This is a genomic window from Tsukamurella sp. 8F (genome assembly GCF_029167375.1).
Taxonomy (GTDB): Bacteria; Actinomycetota; Actinomycetes; order Mycobacteriales; family Mycobacteriaceae; genus Tsukamurella.
The window spans coordinates 68822-90481 of record NZ_JARFTP010000001.1 but is presented as its reverse complement, the minus strand read 5'-3'; the positions used below and the strand labels follow the sequence as shown (position 1 = coordinate 90481).

Annotated in this window: 21 protein-coding genes; 2 read left to right on the top strand and 19 right to left on the bottom strand. The window is 67.4% G+C overall.

Translation table 11 applies throughout. The features are described from left to right. The 13 genes from P0W64_RS00410 to P0W64_RS00350 are packed head-to-tail and all read right to left on the bottom strand — an operon-like array spanning position 1 to position 12758. On the bottom strand, positions 1-1536 hold the full coding sequence (locus tag P0W64_RS00410) for a long-chain fatty acid--CoA ligase (protein WP_275478070.1): 1536 nt from the start codon (positions 1534-1536) through the stop codon (positions 1-3). A 2-nt stretch (positions 1537-1538) separates the two neighbouring features. Next, positions 1539-2519: a phosphotriesterase-related protein gene (locus tag P0W64_RS00405; protein WP_275478069.1), complete on the bottom strand. Its 981-nt coding sequence runs from the start codon at positions 2517-2519 to the stop codon at positions 1539-1541. Between the two features lie 22 nt (positions 2520-2541). Continuing rightward, complete coding sequence (locus tag P0W64_RS00400) at positions 2542-3642, bottom strand: acyl-CoA dehydrogenase family protein (protein WP_275478068.1); 1101 nt, start codon at positions 3640-3642, stop codon at positions 2542-2544. Beyond that, complete coding sequence (locus P0W64_RS00395) at positions 3639-4829, bottom strand: acyl-CoA dehydrogenase family protein (protein ID WP_275478067.1); 1191 nt, start codon at positions 4827-4829, stop codon at positions 3639-3641. The genes P0W64_RS00400 and P0W64_RS00395 overlap by 4 nt, the downstream gene beginning before the upstream one ends. After that, positions 4819-6048, bottom strand: a complete 1230-nt coding sequence (locus P0W64_RS00390) for an acyl-CoA dehydrogenase family protein (RefSeq protein ID WP_275478066.1) — start codon at positions 6046-6048, stop codon at positions 4819-4821. The genes P0W64_RS00395 and P0W64_RS00390 overlap by 11 nt, the downstream gene beginning before the upstream one ends. Beyond that, a complete protein-coding gene (locus P0W64_RS00385; protein ID WP_275478065.1) occupies positions 6048-7085 on the bottom strand; it encodes a phosphotransferase family protein in 1038 nt (345 codons plus the stop codon). Before P0W64_RS00385 ends, P0W64_RS00390 begins: the two co-directional genes overlap by 1 nt. Continuing rightward, positions 7085-7537, bottom strand: coding sequence for a MaoC family dehydratase (locus P0W64_RS00380; protein ID WP_275478064.1), 453 nt, complete (start codon positions 7535-7537; stop codon positions 7085-7087). The genes P0W64_RS00385 and P0W64_RS00380 overlap by 1 nt, the downstream gene beginning before the upstream one ends. Positions 7538-7541: 4 nt before the next feature. Then, the gene (locus P0W64_RS00375) at positions 7542-8297 is read right to left on the bottom strand and encodes an SDR family oxidoreductase (RefSeq protein WP_275478063.1); all 756 of its coding nucleotides are present in this window, start codon (positions 8295-8297) and stop codon (positions 7542-7544) included. Beyond that, positions 8294-8962 carry an HAD-IA family hydrolase gene (locus P0W64_RS00370; RefSeq protein ID WP_275478062.1) on the bottom strand — a complete coding sequence of 223 codons (669 nt, stop codon included), beginning with the start codon at positions 8960-8962 and terminating at the stop codon, positions 8294-8296. The genes P0W64_RS00375 and P0W64_RS00370 overlap by 4 nt, the downstream gene beginning before the upstream one ends. Beyond that, the gene (locus tag P0W64_RS00365) at positions 8959-9954 is read right to left on the bottom strand and encodes an NADPH:quinone oxidoreductase family protein (RefSeq protein ID WP_275478061.1); all 996 of its coding nucleotides are present in this window, start codon (positions 9952-9954) and stop codon (positions 8959-8961) included. The genes P0W64_RS00370 and P0W64_RS00365 overlap by 4 nt, the downstream gene beginning before the upstream one ends. Beyond that, a complete protein-coding gene (locus P0W64_RS00360; RefSeq protein WP_275478060.1) occupies positions 9955-10764 on the bottom strand; it encodes an SDR family oxidoreductase in 810 nt (269 codons plus the stop codon). Then, on the bottom strand, positions 10764-11519 hold the full coding sequence (locus P0W64_RS00355) for an SDR family oxidoreductase (RefSeq protein ID WP_275478059.1): 756 nt from the start codon (positions 11517-11519) through the stop codon (positions 10764-10766). Before P0W64_RS00355 ends, P0W64_RS00360 begins: the two co-directional genes overlap by 1 nt. Positions 11520-11540: 21 nt before the next feature. After that, on the bottom strand, positions 11541-12758 hold the full coding sequence (locus P0W64_RS00350) for an acetyl-CoA C-acetyltransferase (RefSeq protein ID WP_275478058.1): 1218 nt from the start codon (positions 12756-12758) through the stop codon (positions 11541-11543). Positions 12759-12917: 159 nt separating this feature from the next. On the opposite strand from P0W64_RS00350, the gene P0W64_RS00345 reads away from it, so the two are divergent. Continuing rightward, complete coding sequence (locus P0W64_RS00345) at positions 12918-13568, top strand: TetR/AcrR family transcriptional regulator (protein WP_275478057.1); 651 nt, start codon at positions 12918-12920, stop codon at positions 13566-13568. Here the strand turns inward: P0W64_RS00345 and P0W64_RS00340 are convergent. Beyond that, a complete protein-coding gene (locus P0W64_RS00340; RefSeq protein WP_275478056.1) occupies positions 13523-14068 on the bottom strand; it encodes a TetR/AcrR family transcriptional regulator in 546 nt (181 codons plus the stop codon). The genes P0W64_RS00345 and P0W64_RS00340 overlap by 46 nt on opposite strands. A gap of 161 nt (positions 14069-14229) precedes the next feature. Between P0W64_RS00340 and P0W64_RS00335 the strand changes: the two genes are divergently transcribed. After that, on the top strand, positions 14230-15387 hold the full coding sequence (locus P0W64_RS00335) for an acyl-CoA dehydrogenase family protein (protein ID WP_275478055.1): 1158 nt from the start codon (positions 14230-14232) through the stop codon (positions 15385-15387). Here P0W64_RS00335 and P0W64_RS00330 read toward each other — a convergent pair. The 5 genes from P0W64_RS00330 to P0W64_RS00310 form a co-directional block, all read right to left on the bottom strand. After that, complete coding sequence (locus tag P0W64_RS00330; RefSeq protein ID WP_275478054.1) at positions 15384-16085, bottom strand: hypothetical protein; 702 nt, start codon at positions 16083-16085, stop codon at positions 15384-15386. The two genes, P0W64_RS00335 and P0W64_RS00330, sit on opposite strands and share 4 nt — an antisense overlap. A gap of 22 nt (positions 16086-16107) precedes the next feature. Next, on the bottom strand, positions 16108-17094 hold the full coding sequence (locus P0W64_RS00325; RefSeq protein ID WP_275478053.1) for an ABC transporter substrate-binding protein: 987 nt from the start codon (positions 17092-17094) through the stop codon (positions 16108-16110). Then, a complete protein-coding gene (locus P0W64_RS00320) occupies positions 17091-18893 on the bottom strand; it encodes an ABC transporter ATP-binding protein (protein ID WP_275478052.1) in 1803 nt (600 codons plus the stop codon). The genes P0W64_RS00325 and P0W64_RS00320 overlap by 4 nt, the downstream gene beginning before the upstream one ends. Continuing rightward, complete coding sequence (locus tag P0W64_RS00315; protein ID WP_275478051.1) at positions 18863-20524, bottom strand: ABC transporter ATP-binding protein; 1662 nt, start codon at positions 20522-20524, stop codon at positions 18863-18865. Before P0W64_RS00315 ends, P0W64_RS00320 begins: the two co-directional genes overlap by 31 nt. Positions 20525-20795: 271 nt before the next feature. Next, positions 20796-21521 (bottom strand): alpha/beta fold hydrolase, encoded by a 726-nt coding sequence (locus P0W64_RS00310; protein WP_275478050.1) that lies wholly within the window; start codon positions 21519-21521, stop codon positions 20796-20798. Between the last annotated feature and the right edge of the window lie 139 nt (positions 21522-21660).

Sequence of the window (21660 nt, the reverse complement as noted above, 5' to 3'; positions counted from 1 at the left end):
CTATCCGACCGGCGAGTCCGGTGCCGCGCGCAGCTCCCGCTTGAGGATCTTGCCCGTCGCCCCTTTAGGCAGCTCGTCGACGAAGTGGTACTCCCGTGGATACTTGTACGCCGCGAGCTTCTCTTTCGCGTAGCCCGCAAGCACGGTGTCGTCGTCGGACGCGCCCCTCCTCAGGACGACATACGCGACGACCTCCTCACCCAGCCGGTCGTCGGGCCGCCCGATCACCGCCGCCTCCACGACGTCGGGGTGCTCGTAGAGCACCTCCTCGACCTCCCGCGGGTACACGTTGTACCCGCCGCGCACCACGAGATCCTTGACCCGGTCCACGACGAAGAGGTAGCCGTCCCCGTCCATGTATCCGAGGTCACCGGTATGGAACCAGCCGTTCCGGATCACCTCGGCTGTGTCCTCAGGCCGCTTGTAATAGCCCTTCATCACGTTGTGCCCACGAATCACGATCTCGCCCACATGATCCGCGCCGCGCGGCAGGTCGGCCCCGTCTGCGTCCACCACGCGGGCCTGCACCCCCCAGATCGGCTTGCCGATCGACAGCACCTTGCGCTGCTCCGCATTGATGTTGAAGGTCGCGGTGCTCGCCGTCTCGGACAGCCCGTAGCCCTCCAGGATCACCACGCCCGCGAACTTCTCCTCGAACCCGCGGATCACGTCGCCCGGGATGGACGCGCCTCCGGATATGGCGGCCCGTAACGACGAGAGGTCCCGCCCGCCGGTATCCGCTTGCAGCAGGGACACATACATAGTCGGTACCCCGGCGAACACGGTGACGCGGTGCTGCTCGATCGCGTTCAGTACCGCGTCCACCTCGAATCGTGGGACGAGCACCATCGAGCCTCCGTACCGCACACCCGCGTTGAGGACGCTCGACAGCCCGAAGACATGGAAGAGCGGCAGCACGGCCATCGCGACGTCATCTTCCGACAGACCGAACAACTCCGGGCCTATGGTGCAGTTCATGTACAGCTCGAAGTGCGTGAGCTCGGCACCCTTCGGCCGTCCCGTCGTGCCCGACGTGTACAGCAACACAGCCGTGTCGTCCGACGATGTGGGCGCCATGTCGCGTGTGTCCTCCTGCACAAGCAACGTCTCGAACGACCTCGCCCCCGAAGGGGTCTCGCTACCGAGGGATACGGCCACCACATCCTTGACGCCCGCCTCCGCGGCGCCTTCGAGGGCTGCCTGGACAGAGAAGTCGGACGTGATGATCATCCGGGAGTCGCTGTCCGACAGGTGATACGCCACTTCACGCGCGGTGAACAACGGGTTCAGCGGCACCATGGTCAGGCCCGCCTTGAGGATGCCGAAGTACGCGAACAGGAACTGCGGCAGGTTCGGAAGCTGAACGGCTACCTTGTCTCCCGTCTCCAGGCCGGCCGCGAGCAGCGTCGCGGCGACGCGCCCCGAGGCTTCGTCGACCTGCGCGTAGGTGAACGTGGAGCCCATGAAGTGGATCAGCGGGGCGTCGGGCGTAGCGTCGGCCGACTCCCGCAGCATGACTGCGAGGTTGAACGACATCGTCAGCCCCCTTCGAAGAAGCGCCGCGGCACATCCACCAGCATGGTGTCGATCTGGTCCTGGGTGACACCGCGCTCCAGCACATAGGGGAAGACGTCGTCGAACACATGCGTGTAGTGCCACTGCGGAAGCAGACCGAACACGTTGGGGTCGATCCAGTCGATGTAGCAGGACGCGTCCTGCGACAGCACCATCCGGTCTGCGTAGCCCCGGCGGACCATCTCGACGAGGGTGTCGGCGCGTTTCTCGAATGTCGTCTCGAGGTTGATGCCGAAGCGGTCCATTCCCAGCACGAAGCCTGCGTCGGCGAGGGCCGCGAGATGGTCGCAGTCGTCGCTGTCGCCGCTGTGGCCCAATACGATCCGCGACGGATCGACGCCCTCCTGGTCACACATGACGCGTTTGACTATCCAGCCCGCCTCGGTCCCGGGGTGAGTGTGCACCGTGATCGGCGTTCCCGTGGCGACGTGCGCCTTCGCCACGGCCCGCATGACGCGTTCCACACCGGGTGTGAGGCCCTGGTGATCGATGGCGCACTTGAGCATCCCCGCCTTGACCCCTGTCCCGGCGATCCCCTCGGTGATGTCACGGACGAACATGTCGACCATCGGATCCGGCACGTCCACACCCGCTGCCTCGGACAGCGCCGGACCCCGGTACATGAAGTACCGCGGCACGTCGCCGTAGGTGTATATGCCGGTCGCGGCGACGATCCGGATCGGCACCTGCTCCGCGATCCGTTCGATCCGCGGGATGTAGCGGCCGAGCCCGACCACCGTCGGGTCGACGATCGTGCGCACCCCGGCGTCGTAAGCCTTCCGCAGCTTGGCGATCGCGTCGGCGACGCGATCCTCCTCGCTGCCCCACTCGTCGGGGTAGTTCTGCTGGATGTCGGGAGTGAGCACGAAGACGTGCTCGTGCATCAGGGTGATACCCAGGTCCGCGGAGTCGACGGGACCTGTGACCGTCTGGATCATGCTCATGCGCAGTGCCTTTCGTGTGTGACTACCCGGTGGCCGGAAGATCGACGAGGTCGGCCAGCGCGGCGCGGTGTGCGCCCGGCGTGCCAAGACCGATCTGATCGGCCTTGGCACGCTTGAGATAGACGTGCGCGGGGTGCTCCCATGTCATGCCGATCCCGCCATGCAGTTGCACGGCCTCCTCCCCCGCGAGGACTGCCAGGTCACCGCAGTACGACGCCGCCACGGCGGTCGCGATCGCGGTCTCCGGATCGTCCGGCCCCAACTCGGCGAGCGACACCGCGGCATACCGTGCCGTCGCACAGCCGGATTCGACGGCGACGTACAGATCCGCAAGGCGGTGCTTGATCGCCTGGAAGCCGCCCACCACGCGCCCGAACTGGCGCCGCTGCTGCAGGTACGCCACGGTCGCGTCGAGGCACCAGCGGGCGACGCCCGCCTGTTCCGAGGCCAACAGGGCCGCGCCTGCCACGAGACCTGGCCGCACTGCGGCATCCGCATCGTCCGAGATCCGCTCGCCCGTGGCACCGCTGAGCGTCACGTCGGCGACCACCCGCGTCATGTCGAGCGACGGCACCACCTCGATCGTCGCATCGGTGGCCTCTACGGCGTAGAGGGCACCGTCGTCTCCGGGCACCAACAGGACATCGGCCGACTCCGCTCCCGCGACCGAACGAACCGTGCCCGTGGGCCGGCCATCGGCGACGACCACCTTCGGCACCTCAGCATACGGCGAGGTGGAGAACGGAACCGTCAGCGCCGCAGTGGACTCTCCGGAGGCGGTCCTCTCCAGCAGCCCGTCCGCATCCGTCCCCTGCAGGACGGTCACAGCGACGACCGCGCTGGTGAGGAACGGCACCGGCGCGGCGGCGCGGCCGATCTCCTCCAGCACCACCCCCGCAACCGCCGCCGTCGCCCCCGCGCCGCCGCGCTCTTCCGGCACGATCAGCCCCGCGAGTCCGAGATCCGTTGCCAGTTCTCGCCAGACCGCGGATATCGGCCCGGCGTCCCCGTCGTACACGGCGATCAGCGCAGCAGCATCACACCTCCGTGCGAGCAGGTTGCGGACGGACGCGCGCAGGTCTTCTTCCACCTCGGTGTACAGCAGATCCGGTTCGAAGCTCATCTCTCGAGGTCCTTCCACGCGATGTCCTTGTCCACCCGGTGCTCGGCCGGCAACCCGAGGACACGCTCCGACACGATGTTCCTGAGGATCTCCGACGTGCCTCCCTCGATCGAATTCCCCTTGGCGCGCAGATACCGGTATCCGGCGTCGCGGCCGAAGAAGTCGACGTGCTCCGGGCGGACCATCGTCCAATCCGAGTAGCGCAGCCCGTCCTCGCCGAGCATCTCCAGCTCGAGGCCCGAAAGCTGCTGGTTGATACGTGCGAACGACAGCTTCACCGCCGCCCCCTCGGGCCCCGGCTGCCCACTCGCGAGCTTCTGCCGCAATCGGACCCCCGTCTGCCGTGCGACCTCGGACTCGATCCACAGCCGCGTGAGGCGGTCGTGCGCGTCGGCCGTCCGCAGCTCCGGATGCTCGCGCCACGTGCCCGCCACGACACCTATCATCCCGTCCTCGCGTGCGGCGGCGCGGCCTCCGATCGCGACACGCTCGTTGTTGAGCGTCGCGGTCGCGACCCTCCAGCCTTCGCCTATCGCCCCGAGGCGTTGCGCGTCGGGGATGCGTACGTCGGTCAGGAAGACCTCGTTGAACTCGGCCTCACCGGTGATCTGCCGCAGCGGGCGCACGTCGACACCCGGGGCCGTCATATCGCAGAGAAAATAAGTCAGGCCACGGTGTTTCGGCACCTGGGGGTCGGTTCGAGCGACGAGGATCGCCAGTCGCGCGTTATGTGCGCCGGACGTCCATACCTTCTGACCGGTCACCACCCAGTCGTCGCCGTCCCGCACGGCCCTGGTCGCGACGGCTGCCAGGTCCGATCCGGCCCCCGGCTCGCTGAACAGCTGGCACCAGATCTCCTCTCCCGTCCACAAGGGGCGGAGGTACCGGTCCTTCTGTTCCTCGGTTCCGAATGCCAGGATGGTCGGCGCGGCCATACCCAGCCCGATGCCGTTGGCGCGGCTGTTGTTGTCTGGCGCCCCGGCCTCGCGGAACAGTCGTTCGACGCGCGCCTGCAGCGACTGCGGTAGGCCCAGGCCGCCGCGCCCGGCCGGATACCCCACCCATGCGAGGCCCGCGTCGTACCGCGCCCGCAGCCAGTCCAACCGCGCTTCGGCGTCCGCATCCGGCGCCGGAACCGAGTGCACTGCAAGGAACTCCGAGACGAGTCCGTCGACGTCAGTTGCCACGACGGGCCGCCTGACGCTTCAGCTCCGCGCGGGCCAAGGCGTTCTTGTGCACCTCGTCGGGCCCGTCCGCGAACCGCAGGGTGCGGATCCCCGCATACGACTCCGCAAGCGGGAAGTCCTGTGACAGACCACCCGCCCCGTGCGCCTGGATGGCCTTGTCGAGGACCCACTGCACGGTGGTCGGCGTCGCTATCTTGATCGCCTGGATCTCGGTATGCGCTCCGCGATTACCGACGGTATCCATCAGCCACGCCGTCTTGAGCACCAGCAGTCGTAACTGCTCCACGCGCACGCGCGATTCGGCGATCCAGTCACGGATCACACCCTGGTCCGACAGTGGCTTTCCGAACGCCACGCGGTTCGAGACGCGATCGCACATCAGCTCGATCGCCCGCTCCGCCACGCCGATCGACCGCATGCAGTGATGGATGCGGCCCGGCCCGAGGCGGGCCTGTGCGATGCCGAAGCCGTCGCCTTCGCCACCGATCAGATTCGACGCCGGCACGCGGACATCGGTGAAGGACATCTCGGCATGGCCGCCGTGGCTGTGGTCGTCATAGCCGAACACGTGCATACCGCGCTCGACCTCGACGCCGGGCGCGTCCCGCGGCACCAGGATCATCGACTGCTGTCGGTGGCGCTCCGCCTCGGGATCGGTCTTGCCCATCACGATGAAGATCCGTGCGTTGGGGTTCATCGCACCTGTGATCCACCACTTACGGCCGTTGATCACGTACTCGTCGCCGTCACGATCGATCCTGGTCCCGACATTCGTGGCGTCCGACGATGCCACATCCGGCTCGGTCATCGCGAACGAGGACCGGATCTCACCCGCCAGCAGTGGCTTCAGCCACTGCTCCTGCTGCTCCGGCGTGCCGAACTGGTCCAGGACCTCGATATTGCCCGTGTCCGGGGCTGCGGAATTGAGTGTGGGTGGCGCGAGATGTCCGGCGCGGCCGGTGATCTCGGCGAGAGACGCGTACTGCAGGTTGGTCAGGCCAGCGCCGCGCTCCCCGGGCAGGAAGGCGTTCCACAGCCCCCGCCTACGAGCCTCCTCGCGCAGCTCCCCCAGGATCGGCACGGAGTCCCACGCCCACTTGTCGTCCAGCGCCTCGAGCTGGTCGTGGAAGGTCTGCTCGGCGGGGTGGATGTGGGAGTCCATGAAGTCGAGCAGGCTCGCCTTCAGTTCCTCGGTCCGTGGATCTGTTGCGAAGTCCATCAGCGGTGCTCCTCGAGTGCTGCGAGCCCCGCCTCGAGCATTATGTCCACCGCGTCGCCCACGCGATCGAACCCTGCTCCAACGGTCTGGCCCTGGATGAATCGGTAGTGGATGCCCTCGATGATCGCGGCCAGCTTGAAGGACGCGAGCCCGAGGTAGAAGCCGAAGCTCGACAGGTCACGGTCCGACCTCGAGCGGTAGAGATCGATCACCTCGTCTTCGGTCAGGAATCCGGGGGCGGTATTGGCATCGGCCACCGAGGCGGCGCCCAGCAGCGCACCGAGTCGGTGGTACACCACCATGAGCGCCAGGTCGGTGAGCGGGTCGCCGAGAGTGGCCATCTCCCAATCGATCACGGCCGTGGGCCGGTCACCGTCCACGAGGACGTTGTCCAACCGGAAATCGCCGTGGACGATCCCCGGTGCCGATTCGGTGGGGACATCGGCCTCGAGCCGAGCGTGCAGTTCGTCGGCGAGCGGCAGGTCCCGACTGTGCGACGCGTCGAGCTGTTTGCGCCAGCGCCGTACCTGACGCGCCAGGAAGCCGTCCGGGTGACCGAAGTCGGCCAGCCCGACGGCCGTCGGCTCGACGGCGTGCAGCGTGGTCAAGGTCTCGACCAGCGCGACCGAGATGCTGCGGGTACGCTCCGGCCCGAGAGGCTCCAGTTCGGACGCACGCCGGTATGGCACGCCGGGCACCTTCTCCATGACGTAGAAGGGGGCGTCGAGGACATCGGTCTCCTGACACATCGCGTACATGTGCGGTACAGGAACATCCGTGCCGCCCAGCGCCGACATGACGCGGTACTCGCGGCCCATGTCGTGCGCCGTCGCGAGCACGTGCCCGAGTGGGGGTCGCCTGACTATCCAGGTGCCCGAGCCGTCGCTCACCTCGTACGTCAGGTTCGACTTGCCGCCCGCGACGAGCTTCGCTGTCAGGTATCCACCCGCGCCCGGGATCCGAGTCGCGAACCACGGTCCCAACCTGTCCAGATCGAGGCCCGGAAGCTCATGCCGGGCAGCTGCTTCGGGCTCCATCAGAACACCACCACGCTCACTACCTCAGCGACGCAGGCGGGCTTGCCTCCGCCCTCGATCTCGATGGTGACACGAGCGACGACGGAGTGTCCGGTCCCTCCGGGCTCGACCGACACCAGCTCGACGCCCGCCCGTACCCGCGAGTCCACACGAACCACGGAAGGGAATCGAACCTTGTTGCAGCCATAGTTGATTCCCATCTTGGTGCCTTCGACCCGATACACCTGCCACGACAGCATCGGGATCAGTGACAGCGTCAAGTAGCCGTGCGCTATGGTCGCGCCGAAGGGTCCCGATGCGGCCTTCTCGGCGTCCACGTGGATCCACTGGTGGTCGCCCGTCGCATCCGCGAACGCGTCGATCTGCGCCTGGTCGATCGTGTGCCAGTCGGAATAGCCCAGATGCGTCCCGACGGCGGCGTGTAGTTGGTCGATGCCGTTGAGTACCTTCATGTCCCTAGTCCCTCGGTCCGCCCGCGACATACAGCACCTGCCCGGACACGAACCCCGCTCCCTCGCTGGCGAAGAAGGACGCCGCGTGTGCGATGTCGTCCGGGTCGCCGACCCGCTGTACCGGAATCTCCTTGGCCGCATGGGTCTTGAAGTCCTCGAACGAGACACCGACGCGCGCAGCTGTCGCAGCCGTCATATCGGTCGCGATGAATCCGGGCGCGATGGCGTTGGCCGTCACACCGAACTTTCCCAGCTCGATCGCAAGGGTCTTCGTGAACCCCTGCATACCGGCCTTCGCCGCGGAGTAGTTGGCCTGTCCGCGATTGCCCAGCGCGGACGTCGACGACAGATTGACGATGCGACCATAGCCCGCCTTGGTCTGATACGCCTGAACCGCGCGCGACATCAGGAACGCACCACGCAGGTGCACCGCGAGCACCGTGTCCCAGTCGTCCACAGACATCTTGAACAGCAGATTGTCGCGCAGCACGCCGGCGTTGTTCACCAGGACCGTGGGGGCGCCCAGCTCGTTCGCGACGCGCTCCACCGCGGCGGCCACCTTGTCCTCGTCAGCCACGTCGACCCCCACGGCGACGGCTCTTCCACCGGCGGCGACGATCTCGTCGACGGTGCCCTGACACGCCGTCTCGTCGAGATCGAGGACAGCGACATTCATACCGTCGGCCGCGAGGCGTTTCGCAACGGCGGCGCCGATGCCACGGGCTGAACCGGTGACGATCGCGGTACGGGTTTCGGTCATGCGTGGATCTCCTTCTGTAGCAACGCGGCGAGTGCCGCGCGGGTAGTGGGTGCGCCGGTGTGCAGCACGCCGCGCATGCCGACGGCCTCGGCGCCGTCGATGTTGGGCTGGGCGTCGTCGACGAACGCGACCCGCTCGGGCGCGTCTGCGTACGCGACACCGTCGGACGCCGTGCCCAGCGCGCGCAGGGTGTACTCGAAGCTGTCGGCACGCGGCTTACGCAGACCGACCTCCTCAGAGATGACGACGGGGTCGAAGAGAGCGTCGAGCCGCCCGCGCGGGTAACGATTACCCCAGCTGTTGGACAGCAGGGCGACGCGCACGTCCTGCGCGACGAGTTCTTGCGCGAGTGCCCACATGGCGGCGTCGTCGACGGTGCCGGCGAAGAGGCGGCCGAGCAGCCCCTCCGCGACGACGGGCTTGCCGTCGATCCGGCGCAGACGCCCCGCTAGGAGCACGTCGAACTCGGCGGGCGCCAGCTCACCGGTCTCCAACAGGTGGACCGGTGTTCCCTCGGGCGCGCTACGCGACAGCCACGCGCGCAGCGCCTCCGTGAACGACGCCGGGTCGATGCCTTCCGTTGCGATGAATCCCGCGATGGTGTCGCGCATAGGGCCTGTGAGCACGCCGCCGTAATCGAACACGACCGCCTCGACGGCTGTCACGAGCGCGCTCCTGCCACGTACGACACACGGCCCACAGTGCTCCCGTCGGCCAACCGTTGCATGGCATCGCCGACCGTGTCGAGCGGGAGGCGCTCGCTCACCAGCGGCCCGATCAGCCCCTCGTCCGCGAGCCGTGTGAGCTCTGCGTGACACTCACGTACCAGTTCGGGTGCCTTCACGTTGTACAGGCCCCAGTGCAGGCCGAGGATCGAGTAGTTCTTGATGAGTGCGTGATTGAGCGCGGCGGTCTGGATGTCGCCGCCCGCGAAGCCGATGATGAGGATCCTTCCCTCGAAAGCGACACACTTGGTACTGCGCCCATAGGTATCCCCGCCGACCGGGTCGAAGATCACGTCTGCGCCACGTCCTCCGGTAGCGTCCTTGACGACCGAGACGAAGTCCTCCGTGTGGCGGTCGACTACGATGTCAGCGCCGAGTTCCTTAGCGACGGTGACCTTCTCGGCTCCGCCGACCACGCCGATCACCGTGGCCCCAGCAGCCTTTCCGAGCTGGATGGCGGCCGTACCCACACCGCCGGCCGCTGCGTGCACGAGCAGGGTCTCCCCCTCCCGGATGGCAGCGCGTCGATGCAGCGCGAACCATCCGGTCTGGTAGCCGATATACAACGATCCAGCCTGCGCGTCGTCCAACGCAGCCGGTGCGGGGAAGGTCACGGCCTCCTCGAGCACGGCGTACTCCGCGAATCCGCCGTGCGGCAGGAGGGTTCCACCCAGCACGCGGTCACCGGGCGAGAACCGGGTCACCCCCGGCCCCACCGCGACGACCTCGCCGCACAGCTCGACGCCCGGGGTGAACGGAAGCTCCGGCTTGACCTGATACAGACCGCGGCACATGAGGACGTCGGGGAAGTTGGCAGGAGTGGCGAGGACTCGCACTACGATCTGTGTGCCGGTCGGCTCCGGATCCCGGACGTCCACTAGGTGCATGACGTCCTTGGGCTCGCCGAGTGCGCTTACGCGCCATGCCTTCATCTAGAGAGCTCCTTGTTGTTCGAGGCCGCGTTGGATCTTGTTCATACCGGCGAGCCACTTGTCCGTGTGCGCGGCGCGCGTCGCGTAGTAGCCCGCGACCTGGGGGTGCGGCAGAATCAGGAAGCGCTCGTCTCCCAGGGCCTCCCATACGGTGTCGGCCAACTGCTCCGGCGTGAGCGCGCTGTCGTGTGCCAGCAGGCCCTGCAGGGGCCCGGCATCGTCGAACATGCGCGTACGCACGCCCTGCGGGCAGATCGCCTGCACCACTACGCCCCTGTGCCGGTACGTCGCGGACAGCCACTCGGCGAAGCCGATGACGGCGTGCTTAGTGGTCGAGTACGTCGGCGTACCGAGCATCGTCAGCAGGCCGGCGGCGGACGCCGTCGCGACGTACCGCCCGGAGCCCCGCTCCGCCCAGGCGGGGACCAGGAGGCGCGCCGCGCGAACATGGGCCATGACGTTGACGGACCAGGACAGCTCCCAGTCCGCCTCGGTGGCATCGAGCCCACGGCCGTGGTCGATACCGGCATTGCCGAACCAGATGTCGATGTCTCCCAGATGGTCCCGGGCGGCTTCGACCAGCGCCCGCGCGCCCGCCTCGCCCGCGGCATCGCCCGGTACGGCGAAGCCACCGATCTCGGCGGCAACCGTGGCCACGGCGTCGGCGTCCAGGTCGTTGACGACGACCCGCTCGCCCTCCGCAGCCAGCTTGGTCGCGATCGCGCGCCCGATGCCGTTGCCCGCACCGGTGACGACGATGCCCCTGCTCGTCGCTCCGTCGCGACGTCCTCCCCCGACGAAACCCGTCACTAGACGCCGCCCATCAGCGTCAGGCCGCCGTCGACGACGAGCGTCTGCCCGGTGAGCCACGCCGCGTCGTCGGAGAGTAGGAACGCTACGACAGAACCGATGTCGTCCGGCACACCGAGACGCTTGAGCGGATACCGCGCCGCGACCTCCTCCTCGCGGCCCTCGTACAGAGCCGTCGCGAAGCGTGTCTTGACGACCGCGGGTGCGACGGCATTGATGCGCACGTTCGGCCCGAGCTCGACGGCTAGCTCCTCTGTCAGGTGGATCACGGCAGCCTTGCTGGTGCCGTACATCGCGATCCCCGGCGCGGGATGCAGGCCGGCCACGGAACCGACGTTGACGATCGCGCCGCCGTGCTCCTTCTGCCAAGCCCGATGGACCTGCTGCGCCCACGCGAGCGCGCCGAGGACGTTGACCTCCATGATCTTGCGCGCCGCGTCGACATCGATGTCCATGAGCGGGCCGAACACGGGATTGATGCCCGTGTTGTTCACCAGAAGATCGGCGCCACCGAACGTCTCGATCGCCTTCGCGACCACCTCGGCCTGGTGCTCCGGATCGTCTGCGCGCCCGGCGACCGCCAGAGCCTTGTCCGGCCCGCCCAGCGCGGCCACCGCCTCGTCGAGGGCGGGCTGCTTGCGGGCCGTGATGACGACCCGGGCACCATCGGCCACCAGCCGCTCTGCGATCGCGAAACCGATGCCCCGGCTCGCGCCGGTGACGATCGCCGTCCTACCTTCGAAACGCTCTGTCATGTCCCGCCTCTCCTCTCGTGCTCAGCTGAGCCGCTCGATGACCATCGCCATGCCCTGCCCGCCGCCGACGCACATGGTCTCCAGGCCGAATTGCTTGTCGTGGAACTGCAGCGAGTTGATCAGCGTGCTGGTGATGCGGGCGCCCGTCATACCGAACGGGTGGCCCACCGCGATAGCACCGCCGTTGACGTTCAGCCGGTCGAGATCGATGCCCAGCTCCCGGTACGAAGGTACGACCTGTGCGGCGAACGCCTCGTTGATCTCGACGAGATCGATGTCCCCGACGGACATTCCGGCGCGCGCGAGCGCCTGCTTGGACGCCTCCACCGGGCCCAGGCCCATGATCTCCGGCGACAGACCCGTGACGCCCGTGCTCACGATGCGCGCGAGGGGTGTCAGACCGAGCGCGCGAGCCTTGGTGTCCGACATGATCACGACCGCGGCGGCACCGTCGTTGAGCGGGCAACAGTTGCCCGCGGTGACGGTGCCGTCCGGCCGGAACACCGGTTCGAGGCTCGATACGCCCTCCAGGGTGACGCCCGCGCGCGGGCCGTCGTCCTTCGCGACGACGGTGCCGTCGGGCAACGTCACAGGAGTGATGTCCTTCTCCCAGAAGCCGTTCGCGAGCGCCTTCTCTGCAAGGTTCTGACTCCGGACCCCGAACTCGTCCTGGTCCCGCCGCGAGACTCCCCGCGACTGCGCGACGTTCTCAGCGGTCTGTCCCATGGCGATGTAGACGTCCGGAAGCTCACCCGAGTCACGCGGATCGGCCCACGTCCCGCCACCCCCGGCCAACTTCTCGGTGCGCTCCTGCGCAGCCGCGAACAACGGGTTCTCGGTGCCAGGCATCGCGTCGGCGCGGCCGGCCACGTACCTGCTCACGGTCTCGACGCCGGCGCTGATGAATGCGTCGCCCTCGCCCGCCTTGATCGCATGGAACGCCATCCGGGTGGTCTGCAGACTGCTGCTGCAGTAGCGATTGACGGTCACGCCAGGTATGTGGTCGAAGCCGGCAAGCACCGCGACGGCCCGGCCCACGTTGTACCCGGACTCTCCGGCGGGCTGGCCGCAGCCCATCATCAGATCGTCGATGTCGCGGGGATCGAGCTGCGGGACCTTGGCCAGGACCGCCTGCACCATCTGCAGCGCCAGGTCGTCGGGGCGCATCGTGACCAGCGAACCCTTGGCTGCGCGGCCGATCGGTGAGCGGGCGGTGGCAACGATGACTGCCTCGGTCATGGCGTGTCCTTTCTCACAAACTAAGCAGTCGCTTAGTGGTGTAGCGTCTACTGTGCCGAACCGGAAGCCGAGCGTCAACCGCCCACTCTATGTGATGTGACTCACCATCCGGTCCGACCGAGGAATCCGACCGAGGAAGTAGGGAGGTGAAGGAGGGCCATGCCAGAGCCGGAGGACTTCTCCCGCGCAGCCCAGACCCGCGCCCGCCTGCTCGACGCCGCCGTCACGGCATTCGCCGAGCGGGGTTTCCACGGCACCAGTACCCGAGACATCGCGTCCGCCGCAGGGATGAGCCCAGCGGCGGTGTATGTGCATCACCGCTCGAAAGAGGAACTGCTGTACCAGATCTCCTCGACGGGCCACGCGATGATCGCCGAGGTCGTGCGGAACGCCCTCGCGTCCACCGACGATCCCGTCGACCAGCTACGAGCGGTGGTGCGCGACTTCGTCGCCCATCACGCGCGCCGTCACACCAGCGCGCGGGTCGTCAACTACGAGCTGGCGTCGCTCGGTCCCGAGCACCGCGAGGAGATCCTCGCCGAGCGACGAGAGATCGACGCGGCTGTGCGCGGCGTGATCGAGAGAGGCGCGGCGGCCGGGGCCTTCGACGTCACCAGCGCCCGGATGGCCGCCGTGGCGGTCCTGTCGCTCGGCATCGACGCCGCGCGGTGGTACCGCGAGGACGGAGACTGGAGCCCGGAGGAGATCGGGGACTTCTACGCCGACCTCGTACTACGCATGGTCGCCGCCACACCATCCACCGATCATGCCGACGGAAGCAGCGCCGACAGCAGGAGGTCGGCGAAATGACCGCCCACCTCCTGCGGCGAGAGCGCACCTCCGCTCCGGTACCACACCGGGAGATAGTGAACCGCACCGAAGAAGAAGTCCGCCACCAGATCCGGTGTCGTGTCGGCGCGGAACTCACCCGCGGCCTGCCCCTCCAGCACGATCTCGCAGAATCGCTCGTGATAACGCCGCCGGTCGGCGCGCACCGCACGCTGAACCTCCGGTTCCAGCAGATACAACGAGCGTGCGACCACAGTCACCGCGTCGATGTCACGCAGCGTCGTGACCACTACGTCGGTGGCCGCCAGACGCAGCCGGGAGGTCACATCGCCCGGCCCCGACGCGACCTCGTCCAAGCGGGCCGACTGCTCGGCGAGCAGCCTCCCGTAGATGGTCTGCAGCAGCTCATCCTTCGACGAGAAGTAGTGATAGAAACCACCTTTGGTGACCCCCGCCGCGACGACGAGCTCCTGCACGCTGGTGCGCTCGAAGCCTCGTATCGCGAACAGCCGCGTTGCCACGAGAATCAATCGTTCGGGGACCGACAGACCACCGACCACCGAAGGCGGGCGGCCCGCGCGAGATCCGGCACCGTCGTTCCCCGACCCCTCTGAACCGCCCGAACCCGAAACCGTCACACCAGGATTATCCCCCAGATCGAAACAGAAGGAGGTGGCGCACCATGCGCCGGACCATCTACAACGAGGATCACGAAGCCTTCCGCTCGACACTGCGCTCGTTCATCGAATCCGAGGTGGTGCCCGAATACGACCAGTGGTACGAGAAGGGCATCGTTCCGAAGGACTTCTATCGCAAGCTGGGCGAGCTCGGCGTCTTCGGCATCGAGATCCCTGAGGAGTACGGCGGGGCCGGCATCGAGTCCTTCAAGTACCAGGCTGTGATCAGCGAGGAGCTCGCGCGCGCGGGCGTGTCCTTCGGTGGCTCGTCCGTGCACATCGCGCTGTGTCTGCCGTACCTCAGCAAGCTCGCCACCGAGGAACAGAAGAAGCGCTGGATTCCCAAGATGGCCACCGGCGAAACGATGTTCGCCATCGCGATGACCGAGCCTGGCACCGGCTCCGACCTCGCCGGCATGCGCACCACTGCGAAACTGTCCGAGGACGGCACGCATTACGTGCTCAACGGCGCCAAGACCTTCATCACAGGCGGCGTCAACGCCGACCGCGTCATCGTCTGTGCCCGTACCGCACCGCAGAAGGAGGACGACCGCCGCTACGGTATCTCGCTCCTCGTCGTCGACACCGGCCTCCCTGGCTACGAGGTGGGCCGTAAGCTCGACAAGATCGGCCTGAAGACGTCGGATACTGCGGAATTGTCGTTCACCGATGTCGAGGTACCGGTCGAGGATCTGCTCGGCGAGGAGAACAAGGGCTTCTCATACCTGGGGCAGAACCTGCCGCAGGAACGCCTCTCCATCGGCGTCGGCGCGTACTCCCAGGCGGCAGCCGCACTCCGCTTCGCGCAGGCCTACACAGAGGACCGGAAGATCTTCGGCAGGACGGTCTCGTCGTTCCAGAACACCAAGTTCGAACTAGGCGCGTGCAAGGCGAAGGTGGACGCGATGGAGGCCGTAGTCGACCGCGCTCTCGAAGCCCACGACGCCGGCGAGCTGACCGCGGCCGATGCCGCGTCGGTGAAACTGTTCTGCACCGAGGCGGCGTCCGATGTGATCGACCGTTGCCTCCAGCTCCACGGCGGTTACGGATACATCAACGAGTATCCGATCGCCCGCCTGTACGCCGACAACCGCGTCAACCGCATCTACGGTGGCACGTCCGAGGTGATGCGTTCGATCATCGCGAAGGATATGGGGCTCTAGCGCTCTCGGTCCTGCCGGGCGGCTCTACGCCGCTGCCACTCGAAGCCGTCCAGGAGCGCGTTCATGGTCAGGGCCAGCTGCGCCTCGGTGGCTCGCCGTTCGTCGTTGCGGTTCGCGAAGTCGTCCAGGTAGGGCATCAGCGCGGCCAGCGCCGGCTCGTGCTGAGCGCGTTGCTCGATCGAATCCATCATCGTGGCATGGTCGCGGACGGCCTCGCGCTGCCGGGGTCCACGCTCGTCCGCGACCATCACGGCCGACATCGCTGTGACCACGCATGCGCCGAAGACCCGTCCCGGCTCGGAGAACCCCGCATCGGCGATGCACTCGACGAATCGGCCCACACCGTCGTGCGGTGTGGGAAAGGCGGTGGGGCCGCCGTGCAGGGTCAGCCACTTGGCTACACCCGGATAGTCGTACAGGTGACGGCACAGGGGGATCAGCCAGGCGAGCAGCGCATCGCGCCAGTCCACGCCCGCGTCGGGCACCGGGATCGGCACGCCCTCGAACACCCTCTGCGCCACAGCGCCACACAGCTGATCCCGTCCACCGACCTTCTCGTACACAACGGAGTGCGATGTTCCTATCTCGGCCACGAGGTCGCGGATAGACCACTCGTACAGTCCTTTACGGGCGGTGAGCTCTACTGCCTCGCCGACTATCCGATCGGCCGTGATGCCGGTGCGGTATCTACTCGCCATAGCAACGACTATGCCTGCACACCTACCCGATCGCTTCTTGGAACTGCCGATACCGGACCGGCGCGTCCTTCGCGCTCGCAACGTGCGACCAGTCGTTCCGCTCTATGGCGGCGAGGTCCGCGAGTATCCAGTAGACCGCGAATGGGAAGGTGCCGAACCACATGTCGCCGTCGACGTTCACCGCGTGTCCGGTCAGCAAGGGGAACGTGGGCTGATTGCGGACCGCGTCCGCCGAGTAGACCCCCTCAGCGAACACGGCGACGACGTCGGCGTCGTGGTCGGCGAGGTGCTCGGGAGACAGGGGCAGATAGGGCTGCCTGCCCGTACCCGTGCGGCGCTCCGCGGCGGGTGTCGTCATCCCCGCATCGGCCAGAAGCCCGTTGAGCGGTGCGTCACCGGACAGGCCCGCTAGCGTCCCCGCGTAGGACATGAGCACGGCGATGGTCTTCCCGCCACTGCTCTGGACGGCCGTGAGCCGCCGGACGAGGACGTCGACGACATGCTCGGCCTCGGACTCGCGGCGCAGTTCCGCGCCGATCGTCTCGATGCGTTTTCGCCACGCGGTCTGAACCGACGTCAACGGTAGCGTCGGCACCACCGGGGCGAGCCGGTCGTACGCCTTGCGGTCCCCTCCGGAGCTGAACACCACCAGATCCGGCCGGCGACCGAGAACCGTGTCGACATCGATGGTGCTGCCTACCGGGATGTCGATGACGTCGCTTCCCGCGTCGCGCAGGACCGTCTGGGCGATCGTCGAACCGTAGCCCGTGAACACGGCCCGCGGCACGATCCCGAGCGCGAGCAGGTCCATCGCCGCGTATTCGTCGAGCGCGACGACCGCTTTCGGGCGGTCGGGGATGTCGGATACGCCGAACTCGTGAACGACCCGGTGCGTCGCCGCCCGCGTAGGCGCCGGTGCGTGCGAGCCGCATCCGGCGAGTGCCGCCACGGCGGCCACGGATGCGATCAGTGCTCCGCACCGTAGTGCTGTGCGGCGGATGGCGGTCATGTCGTCCCCTTCGATCGTAGTGTGATCTGCCAGTCCTCGGCAGCGGTGCGAGCGGCCCACAGCGCGGCGAATCGCCCTCCCGCAGCGACCAGTTCGTCCGGCGTGCCGCTCTCGGTTATCAGGCCGTTCTCGAGATAGACGACCTGGTCTGCGTCCCGGATCGTCGACAGCCGATGGGCCACGACCAACGACGTGCGGTCACGGACGATCTCGCGGATGGCGCCGACGATCGCGCGTTCGTTCTCCGCGTCGAGCGCCGATGTCATCTCGTCCAGCAGCACGATAGGCGCGTCCTTCAGGAGTGCGCGTGCTATCGATACCCGCTGTCGTTCACCGCCGGACAGCAGGCTTCCGCCCTCCCCGACCCGTGTATCCCACCCATCGGGTAGGCGCCGGACGACATCGTCCAGACGGGCGGCGCAGGCAGCCGCGAAGACCTCCTCCTCGGTCGCATCGGGGCGCCCGAGGAGGACGTTCGCTCGTACGGTGTCGTCGAACAGATACACGTTCTGGGATACGATCGCCACTCGTTCCATCACGCCGCGGCTGCCTATATCCCGCAGATCCCTCTCGCCGAGCAGTATCGCGCCACCGTCGGGATCCCAGAACCGCGCCACTAAACGCGCGAGTGTGGTCTTGCCTGCACCCGACGGTCCGACGATCGCCGTCATCGCCCCGGCGGGCACGTCGAGGGAGAGCTCCCGGATCACCCGCGTGTCGCCGTAGCCGAACGATACCGCCCGCGCGGCAACGCAGTTGGACGATGGGACGGCGGCGACGTCCGGCTCAGCGAGTGTCGGTGTAGCACAGAATCTCTGGACCCGGCGCAGGTCCGTCATGGCACGTGCCAGTCCCTCTGCGCCGAGACCTCCCAACTCCGTGACGGGCTCGGCGAAGCGTACCGCGAGGACGAGGACGGCGACGAGGTCTGCAGGGTGAGCACGTCCGGTCGTGCCGAGCAGCACCGCGGCGCCCACCACCGCAGCGAGGCCCGCCGAGACGACGGCCTTGAACTGCACCCTCGGCCGGTCGATCGCATCGAGAAGGCGCACCACCGATCGCCGGTCGGCCTGCAGCGCCTCATCGAGCCGGCCCCAGCTCTTCTCCATCAAACCCGATGAGCGGAGGACCGCCTGCGCCTGTGCGAACTCGACCACCCGGGACGAGACGGCCTCGTCATCGTCTCCCAGTTGCTCGTGCTCCGCCTGCGCCACCCGCGATAGACGACGGTAGGCGACCAGACCGAGGGGCACGAACGCCACCATCGCCAGTGCCATCCTCCAGTCCACGAACAGCACGACGACCAATACGGTCAGCGGCGTCACGATCGCCGAGACGATCCGCGCGGTGATCATGCCCGGGATCGTCATCAGCACCGAGGTCGATTCTGTGACCAACGCGGTGAGCGCACCGACGTTCTTCTTGGTGAACCACCCCAAGGGCAGCGACGCCGCATGCGCTCCGACACGGCGCATCGCCCCGCCAGCGAGCCGTTCGATCCCTACGCCGTAGGCGCGATATCCGGTCAGAAAGCTCGCAATACCGGAAACAGCTGCGCAGCAACAGATGACTCCGAGCCATCCGAGCGCGTCAGACGGACGCCCGTCGAACAGCACGCGCAGCACCGGCACCAGTAGCGCGAAGCAGATCCCCTCGGACACCGCCGTTATCAGGTGGCCCACCAGTTGCCCGCGCATGCCACTCCGTCGACCGACCACGTCGTCGGCGATCCCCAGGAAGGTATTCGCGAGGAGCCGACGGGCGCACATCACTCGTTCACCGCCTGAGCCGATCGCCACATCCGTCTGTAGAGCCCGTCGCCGTCCAGCAACTCGGCATGGGTCCCGCGCTGCACGATCCGCCCCTCGTCCAGTACCAGGATCTGGTCCGCGTGCACGATGGTGTGCAGCCTGTGCGCCACTACGAAAAGCGTTGCGCCCTCTGCGGCCAGCTCGGACAGCGCGCGCTGTATCAGCACCTCGTTCTCGGGATCCACATGCGCGGTGGCCTCGTCGAGTACGACCATGCGCGGGTGACTGACTATGGCGCGAGCGATCGTCAGCCGCTGCTGCTCGCCGCCCGAGAGGCCGCCTCCGGCCGCGTCCAACTCGGTGTCGTACCCCTGGGGCAGTCCGTCTATCACGTCGTGGATCTGCGCCCGGCGCGCCGCATCGACGACCTGCGCGTCGGTGATCCACGTCCGGCCCAGTCGGATGTTCTCGCGCGCCGTGTCGCGGAGTACCGTGACGTCCTGGAACACCAGCACCATGGAGCCGAGAAGCGACGACGAATTCTGCTCTCGCACATCGACTCCACCGACGCGTACCGTCCCCCGATCGACGTCCCAGAACCTCGCGATCAGGCGCGACAACGTCGTCTTCCCCGAGCCGGAGGGGCCGACCACTGCGGTGAAGGTACCCGGCTCGACGGCGAAATCCACATCGTCCAGCACCCGACGATCAGCGTGGTAGCCGAAGGTCACGTGATCGAACTCGATCCGGCTGGAGCGCATCTCGACCGGCCTCGACGGCTGGCACGGCCCGGGCGTGGCCAGGATACGACCGATATGCGATGCACCGGCCTGCCCTGCGCGGATGATGCCTCGCATCGACCCCAGGTGCAGTACGGAGACCGGCACACCCACACCGACGATCAGGAACGCGATGACGGCCGTCGGCGTGGCGCGGCCGGCTTCCACCAGCCACAGCCCGAGGGCTGTCAGTACCGCGATCAGCGCCGCGGGCGAGAGCATGATGCCGGCGAGCGCCGTCGGACGGCCGGTGGTCGACATCCACCGGACACAGATCGCGACGAGGTCGTCGACGGCACGGGAGAATCGCTCGGACAGCGACGATCTCGACGGATAGGTCTTGAGTACCTCGATGCCGTCGCCTAGCTCCACCGTCGCCCTGGTCAGCTCGACCAGAGCGCGAGTATAGGCGCTCGCGCTCTCCTCGTAGTCCTTGCGAAAAGCCGGGACAACCACCAGCGCCGCCACGGCCAGATATGCGGTGAACGCCGCGGCGTACACCCAGTCGACGGCGTAGAGGTATGCCATCCCCGCGACCGGCGTCAGCACAGTGGGGACGACGTCGATCGGAAGGTGCGCCACGAGGACGTGCATGCGTTTCACATCGTCCGACAGCGCCTGCTTGACCTCGCCCGTGCCGCCGGCGTCGAACCATCCCAGCCCAAGCTCGCCGATGTGGTCCGCCAGTCTGGTACGTACGAGCAGCCGAAATCGAGCATCCGCAAGGTGACTCACTCGAAGCGCGTGGTTGTACAGCAGCACATGCACCGCTGCCGCACCAGCGGATGCCGCGCCCCACCACCACGCCTGCCCGCCGCCGGACATCAGATGGCGGCATACCTCCACCAACGCGACCAACGTCAGGATCGCGAACGGCACGGACGCCGCTGAGAGCACCACGGCCCACAAGAGACGTCGTCCTACCAATGAGATAAGCGGCCGCACAGTACCGTTCGTGCCCCGGCCGTCTCGCGACACACCCCACCTCCCGAACAGACGGCGTTCGGCCGAGCGCGACGTCGAGCCGCACGCAGAGAGTCCGAACACTGTTCGGAAACTAGTCAGTCGAGTGAGGTAAGTCAACCCTCAATTCGATAGTCTCCGCCCTAGTAGAGCGCGTCGGGGCACTCACTTCCTCCCCCGATGCGCGGATCGGCCTTCGTGGTCGTCCCTAGCAATATCCCCACATCAGATCCACGACCTGATGTGGATCCTCCCGATGCATCAGGTGACCGATACCTATAGCTACGCGCACCTCGAGCCCCAACCCCCGGAGGCGGTCGTGTAACTCGGCCGGGACCAGGGTGCTGTCCGAGGCGGCGATCACCAACGCCGCCGTCGCCCCGTCCCGATGGTCGGGCGGCGCCGGTAGCTCGGAGCGATACCACCACACCCGGCTCATCTGCGCCCATGTCTCAGGATCGAGTCGGGCGTTCGCATCGCACCGGGCCTGTACGTCCGCCGGATGTAGGCCGGCCCCCCGCGCACGGATCTGCTCCTCGGTGACTTGCGGCAGCCGGTCGGGACGATCTCGCTCGATCACAGCCTCCATCGGCGTCAGCGCCGGATCCAGGTACACAGCCTTGCCGGGACGCCACTCCCCCACGACCGAGCCCAGCACCAGTGCTCCGAACGAGTGCCCGATCGCCAGATCCGGCGCCTCCGGCAGAGTGTCGAGGACATCCTCGACCACGGCTCCGAACGAATAGTCGCCGCTTCGATCACTCAGCCCGTGACCTCGCAGGTCGGGTGCGACGACCCGATAGCCGCGGCGAACGAGCAACTCCGCCAGCCGTGCCCAGCACGCACCGTCTTCACCGTATCCGTGCAGGAGGGCCGCAACCGGTGGTCGCCCGCCGGCGCAGGATGCGGCCCACTCCCATACATGCAACTTCATCGCACCCGTCCATCCCGACGCTCACGTTCCCACTCGCACTCAGCCCTAGCAGTCGACGAGCACCGTCGCAACCGTCGTCGCCTCGGGCACACGCGACGTCGCGGTTCGACGGTGCCGCGCGGGATGCGAGCCTGCACAC